The following is a 762-nucleotide window of genomic DNA, read 5'->3' as shown; positions in this document are numbered from 1 at the left end:
CCGTAGTGCAGCAGCCCTCTGGAAAAGGCGCAGGCCAAAAGCAGCGCCGTCAGGCTGCCGGCGCTTTGGCCGGAGAAGATTTTTCCAGCGGCCTGCACGGCGCTGATGGTGACGAAGCTGGCCGCCAGCTGACCGGCGGTGCCCAGCAGGATGGCCCCGGCCATGACCGGCCAGAGGGGCTTGACCAGCTTGAGCAGGCGCCAAAGGATCTTGAAGTTACTTTCTTTCATCTTGCTTGCCTCCTGATTTGGCATAGTTTTCCAGTTCCTGCTGCTCTTCAAACAGGCGGGCGTAGGCCCCGCCCTTGGCCAGGAGCTCTTCGTGGCTGCCTTCTTCGCTCAGGCGCCCTTTTTCCAAAAAGTAGATCCGGTCGCTGGCGGTAACGTTGGCCAGGCGGTGGGAGATGAGGACCACGGTCTTCTTTTTGGCCAGGCGGCGGATGACGGCCATGATGGCGGCTTCGCTTTCCAGGTCGATGTTGGAGCTGGCTTCATCGAAGATGTAGACCGGGCTGTCCTTTAAAAGGGCGCGGGCCAGGGCCAGGCGCTGCTTTTGCCCGCCGGAAAGGTTGCCGGCTCCGGCAGTCAGCTGGCAGTCCAGGCCGGAATTCCGGGACAGGAAGTCCCACAGGCGCACTTCCCGCAAGGCGGCAATCAGCTGCTCGTCACTGGCCGGCCCGGCCATCAGCAGGTTGTCTCTGACGCTGCCTTTAAACAGGTAGCTGTCGGCGCTGACCAGGGTGACTGCCTGCAGCCAGCCGCT

The 762-nt window shown here is 62.6% G+C and carries 1 protein-coding gene and 1 pseudogene; both read right to left on the bottom strand.

Annotated elements, in window-relative coordinates; translation table 11 throughout:
* Window positions 1–230: pseudogene (locus lacNas_RS02160) on the bottom strand (hypothetical protein); the annotation flags it as partial.
* On the bottom strand, window positions 217–762 hold a 546-nt coding region (locus lacNas_RS02155; RefSeq protein ID WP_244661401.1), incomplete at its 5' end, for an ATP-binding cassette domain-containing protein. The gene lacNas_RS02155 and the pseudogene lacNas_RS02160, both read right to left, overlap by 14 nt.

It is taken from the genome of Lactobacillus nasalidis (assembly GCF_016587775.1).
GTDB lineage: Bacteria > Bacillota > Bacilli > Lactobacillales > Lactobacillaceae > Lactobacillus > Lactobacillus nasalidis.
This window is presented reverse-complemented; position numbering and strand designations above follow the sequence as displayed.